Source organism: Paenimyroides baculatum (assembly GCF_008629655.1).
GTDB classification, from domain to species: domain Bacteria; phylum Bacteroidota; class Bacteroidia; order Flavobacteriales; family Flavobacteriaceae; genus Flavobacterium; species Flavobacterium baculatum.
This window is the reverse complement of sequence record NZ_VWSG01000008.1, coordinates 163,214-169,188: the sequence shown is the minus strand read 5'-3', so window position 1 is coordinate 169,188 and position 5,975 is coordinate 163,214. Positions and strand designations below refer to the sequence as shown.

The 5,975-nt window shown below is 37.5% G+C and carries 4 protein-coding genes; all 4 read left to right on the top strand.

The window, feature by feature from the left end; genetic code table 11:
- On the top strand, positions 1-1,386 hold a 1,386-nt coding region (locus F0460_RS11705), incomplete at its 5' end, for a gliding motility-associated C-terminal domain-containing protein (protein ID WP_150013434.1).
- Between the two features lie 8 nt (positions 1,387-1,394).
- Complete coding sequence (locus F0460_RS11700; protein WP_150013432.1) at positions 1,395-2,333, top strand: PorP/SprF family type IX secretion system membrane protein; 939 nt, start codon at positions 1,395-1,397, stop codon at positions 2,331-2,333.
- A 12-nt stretch (positions 2,334-2,345) separates the two neighbouring features.
- Positions 2,346-4,301 carry an OmpA family protein gene (locus F0460_RS11695; RefSeq protein WP_150013430.1) on the top strand — a complete coding sequence of 652 codons (1,956 nt, stop codon included), beginning with the start codon at positions 2,346-2,348 and terminating at the stop codon, positions 4,299-4,301.
- A 1,060-nt stretch (positions 4,302-5,361) separates the two neighbouring features.
- Complete coding sequence (locus tag F0460_RS11690) at positions 5,362-5,904, top strand: peptidoglycan-binding protein LysM (RefSeq protein ID WP_150013428.1); 543 nt, start codon at positions 5,362-5,364, stop codon at positions 5,902-5,904.
- Positions 5,905-5,975 lie beyond the last annotated feature (71 nt).

Below are 5,975 nucleotides of genomic sequence, written 5' to 3'. Positions count from 1 at the left end.
ACCGATGCATGTGGAAACAGTGTTTCAACAGTAAGCACCTTTACGATAGTTGATACCACGAAACCGGTATTCACTACCGAACCACAAAACGAAGTTGTAGAATGTGACGGATCAGGTAATACTGCAGCATACAATGCGTGGTTGGCAAATCACGGCGGCGGTATAGCAACGGATAATTGCGGAGCGGTTACTTACACGTATTCTGTAGTAGATACAACTGTGTTGTGTGGAAAAACAAGTAAAACAACAGTTCAATTCACCGCGACTGATGCGTGTGGAAATGCCATCAATAAACAGGCGGTTTTCACTATACAGGATACACAAAGTCCGGAATTTGTAAAAGAGGCTGATAACCTGATAGTAGAATGTGACGGAAACGGAAACAACAGCGATTTAACTGCGTGGTTAAGCAGTCGTGCTGGAGCTACTGCCAAAGACTCATGTTCTGGCGAATTAACTTGGACTAATGATTTTACCGGTTTAAGTAAAGATTGCGGGTCGACAGGAAGTACAACAGTAATATTTACTGTAACCGATGCTTGTGGAAATTCAAATACAACTACGGCTAGTTTTACTGTAGTAGATACAACGGCACCTGTATTTTCAACAAACCTGCCATTAGACAGAACAATTGAATGTTCAGATGATATTCCTGAAGTAGCAGTGGTTATTGCAGATGATTTATGCAGCAAGGCAACTGTTAGTTTTACAGAAAAACGAATAGACGGCAACTGCCCTAACAACTATGAGATAGAAAGAACATGGACTGCATCAGACGCTTGTGGCAACACAGCGAAACATGTACAAATTATCACGGTGCAGGATACAACCGCACCAGAGTTTTCAGGTTCATTACCGGCAGCAGAAATTTTTATTAAATGTGAAGATTTGAAAGATGCCGAATCTCTAAAAGCTATTGATAACTGCGGAAAGGCAACAGTAACTGTTTCAGATGACGTAATTAAAGGTGCATGCGATACCAAGTATGATATTTTAAGAACGTGGACAGCAACAGACGACTGTGGAAATGAAACAAGTTTTACCCAAACGATTCATTTATCATGCGCGATAGAAGTATTCAATGCAGTAACACCAAATGGAGATGGTCATAATGACGAGTTGTTGTTAAACGGAATAGAATGCTACCCAGGGAACACCGTAGCTATTTACAACCGTTGGGGCGTACTTGTTTATGAGACCAAAGATTACAACTCTAGAGGAAATACTTTTAAAGGATTTTCTGAAGGAAGAGTTACTGTAAATAAAGATCCTAAATTGCCAACAGGTACATACTATTATTTAATAAAGTATAATTACGATCTGGGCAACGGACAAATTTACCCTATTGAGCAGTCAGGTTACCTACATTTAGAAACAACTAAATAATACCGAATATGAAATTTTCACAGATTTTCAATAAAGTATTAGCAGGCGTCTTGTTAAGTTTTGGGTGTGCAAATATGCACGCCCAGCAAGACCCTCAGTACACACATTATATGTACAATACAGTAAATATAAACCCTGCTTATGCCGGCAGCCGTGGGGCACTGAGTATTTTTGGCCTTCATAGAACTCAATGGGTTGGTTTAGATGGTGCACCTAGAACAAATGCATTCTCTATAAATACTCCGATTCAGAACAGTAAGCTAGGTTTAGGAGTAGGTTTTGTGAACGACAGGTTGGGAGTTATTGACGAAAATACATTAAGTGTCGATGTCTCTTATACTATTGATTTAAACCACAGGGGCAGTAAATTAAGTTTTGGTGTTAAAGGAACTGCCAATATGCTTAATGTGGAATATTCCCGTTTAAAACAAGCTGCACCAGGCGACCCTTTACTGGCGGTAGACATCCAGAATGAGTTTTCACCAAACATCGGAGCGGGAGTTTACTGGCATAACGAAAAAAGTTATATTGGTTTATCTGTTCCGAGTTTCTTAGAAAACAAAAGGTTCGATAACGGGACTGTTTACAGTTCAATGAACCAGCGAATGAACTTTTATTTGATGGGAGGTCATGTATTCGAAATTAATCCTACATTGAAATTTAAACCCGCTGCTTTAATCAAGGCTGTAGAAGGCAGTCCGTTACAAGCAGATTTGACAGCTAATTTCCTTATTCACGACAAGCTGACTTTAGGAGCAGCTTACCGCTGGGATGCAGCATTCAGTGGTTTGATAGGTTTCCAGATTACAGACGGTTTAATGATAGGGTACAGTTACGATGCAGAAACTACCAAGCTGGCACGTTATAACAACGGTTCCCATGAGGTTTTTATGCGTTTTGAATTGTTTAATAAGTATCGTCGCGTTAATTCGCCACGTTTCTTCTAAAAAGTTAAAGAAATGAAAAAAGGATTATCAATAATGATTTTGTTGTTTTCTTTATTTTTAGGAAACTACACCTATGCACAGTCCGGCTTAAAACCTGCAGTGAAAGAGTACGACCGTTGGGCGTATGTAGATGCGATCGGCTTGTACGAAAAAGTTTATCAGCGCGGTTATTCTAATCAGGATTTGGTTCAGAAATTAGGTAACGCATATTATTTCAATGCCCGCTACGCTGATGCCCATAAGTATTATCAGAAGTTGTTTTCTGAATATGAACCTTCTCAGATTCCCGTTGAATATTATTACAGATATGCCCATACACTGCAGAATGTAGGAAATGAGTCGGAGTCTAAAAAATATTACAGTGAGTTTGTAAAGATTTCAGGAGAAGAAATCGAGATTTCAAAAATTCGAAAAAATGAAAAAGATCTTGAAATGCAGATTTTGGCTAATTCCGGAAGGTATGATACTATTAACAATCTTGCGATTAATACGCCTTCTGCCGATTTTGGTTCTTACGTATTAAATGATAAATTTTATTATACAAGCGCAAGAGATACAGGTAATTTCTCTAAAAAAGTACACACCTGGACAGGAGCGTCTTTTACGAGCATCTATGAAGCTGATGTTAAAGATCTTCATGAGAAAGACAATGTAAGATCTTTAAAGGGGGAGGTAAAAAGCAGATTAAACGAATCTTCTGCAATTACCACAGCTGACGGAAAGCTAATGTACTTTACACGTAACAATGTGGTTAAAGGAAAGCGCAGATATGATGCCGATAAAAATACCAAGCTTAAAATTTTCCGTGCAGAATTAGCAGGAGGTAAATGGACAAATGTAACAGAGCTTCCTTTTAACAGCGACCAATTTAATACTGCACACCCGGCACTAAGCGCTGATGGTAAAACATTGTATTTTTCATCTGATCGCCCCGGAGGTTTTGGTGCGTCGGATTTATGGAAAGTTTCAATCAACGGAGGTACATACGGCACCCCTGAAAATCTTGGAGCAGGTATAAATACCGAAGCCAGGGAAACATTTCCTTTTGTTGCAGGTACGGAGCTTTACTTTTCAAGCAACGGCCGTGTTGGTTTGGGTGGTTTAGATGTATACGTATCTAAAATAAAAGAAGATGGTTTGTTTTCAGCTGTTCAGAATTTAGGTATGCCGATAAATTCAGAATTCGACGATTTCGCATATTTTATCAGCAATGATACAAAACAGGGCTTCTTTAGTTCAAACAGAACCGGAGGTAAAGGTAATGACGATATTTATTCTTTTACTGAAGTACGTTCACTGGTTTTAGACTGTAACCAAATGCTTCATATAAAAGTTAAAGACAGTAAAACCGGCGCTTTAATATCTGATGCGATGGTAACATTGGCAGACGGCCTTTATAATTTAAAAGAAACAAGTAACCAGTATATTTCTCCCACGTATAACTTTAAACATACTTACCAGTGTGGTGATAGCTACCACGTGAAAGCAGAGAAGGAAGGATACATTACGAACGAAGTAAAAGTTTCCTTACCAAATGAAAGCGGAGTTACTGCTGTGGAAGTATTATTAGAACCTGAGAAGATCAAATTTAAAAAAGGCGACGATCTGTTCAAAATACTACAGTTGAACCCTATCTACTTTGATCTAGATAAATCAAATATCCGCCCTGATGCTGCATTGGAACTTGCAAAAGTACATGCCGTACTAGAAGAATATCCTGCTATGAAGATCGACATAAGATCGCATACAGATTGCAGGGCTTCGCACGCATATAATGACCGCTTGTCTGAAAGTCGCGCACAGTCAACCCGTAACTGGCTTATTGCACAAGGAATAGAGGCTAAAAGACTTACGGCAAAAGGATACGGTGAACGTCAGTTGATCAACGGCTGTGCAGACGGTGTAGACTGTACTGAAGAAGAACACCAGATGAACCGCAGATCGGAGTTTATTATTGTAGAAATGTAGGGTCAAAAATATTTTTACAAACAACATAATTATACCAAAGAATAAAATATTACCCAATCTAACCCAATTTTCTAAACCGCTTCAGTTTAATGAAGCGGTTTTTTATGTTTTATTAATAGTGAAGCTTACGTCGCTAATTTAAGGTGCTCTCAGGCTTTAAACTAACTAGACTATGGTTAAGACAAAGCTTTGTTAGTATTGATGCGCTATTGAATGGTGGAGAAACGGGAAGTAGGGAAGTAGGGAAGTAGGGAATGGTTGAGAAACTGGCTAAACTTAAAATGGGTACTAAAGCAGTATATCCAATACACAGAATAATAATAAATATGGATATAATAACCCATAATTATATATTGATGCAAGCGGAAACGAAATTATTTGAGGTGTTGCCATTATAATTGCAGTAGCAATTGACCTAACTTGTAAGATGAACAGTGGAGCTTTTTCAGGAGCGCTTTCTTCATTAAATTCAAGTGGATTGTACTTGCTTGGACAAACGGGCAAAATACTTTGATAAAAGTATGTGAAAGTTGCTACTCTACCGGATGCCTTAAATAATAATTCCTAATCTCTTAATAATAATTTCCAACTCAATAATATGTTATAAACTTCTTCCTAAGCGATCTTTTAATAAGATTTAAGTTAAAGGTCAGAATAGTGCCCTAACAAAGCCAGCAACTCCGAAAAGCAACTGCGCTAATAAAAACACTACATAGAAAATTATATAAGCTGTTGACCCAATAGAGACTTTATCTGAAAAAGTCCGAAAATCTTTTTTTGAGCATTGTGATGTAATTAGCTCTATTTTTTTATTAATAAAATATATCAATGTATTTAGTCAAAAAAGCTGCATCCATTTCTCATTTCAGCGTTATATCCTATCAACAATTACTTCAATTAGCATAAAAACTTATAACCGTTATATTTTCAGATAGTTAATCAATAACAATAAAGATTTTGGTCATGTCAGAGAATATTGTTAGATTTGATTTCAATGATATTTACAAGTAAAATTAATTTTGAATGACAGCATCTTAGTATCTTTTAAATTTACCCTATCATGAAAAAACAAAATGCAATCGCAGCCTTAACTATTGGAGCAATCGCTTTAGGAACCACTCCAGTTTTAGCACAAAATTCGGAGCAGGTTAATACCGCCGTCAACATTATTTTAGCAGACGTTATTGCAATGGACATAGGAACTGTTGCTTCAGGAGGCACTGTAGATTTTAATTATGTAAATACAACAGATTATAATTCTTCAAAAAATGTGACGGTACCGAATAGTTTAGTCATCATTTCCTCAAAAAATTTCGATGTAAAAGTAAAGTCGGAGGGCGCAAACTTTGTAAGTGGCGCCAACGTAATTCCAGTAGATATATTACAGGTAAAAGCAATAGCAGGCGGAAGTTTAATGGGAACTATGAATGAGGTCACATTGTCTACAACTGATCAGGTATTGGTAAGTAACGCAAGTTCTGGAGCAAAACAATCTTTAAATATTGCCTATTCTATTTCGGCAGAAAAAGCATCGAAAGTACTCCTGGGGAAACCGGCCGGAACCTATACGCAGACCGTAACTTATACTGCCACTGCTTTATAAAACAAACAAACAGTAATTTTATACAAGCCCTCGACACCTTCCAAGTGTCGAGGTTTTTTTTGTTTAAACAA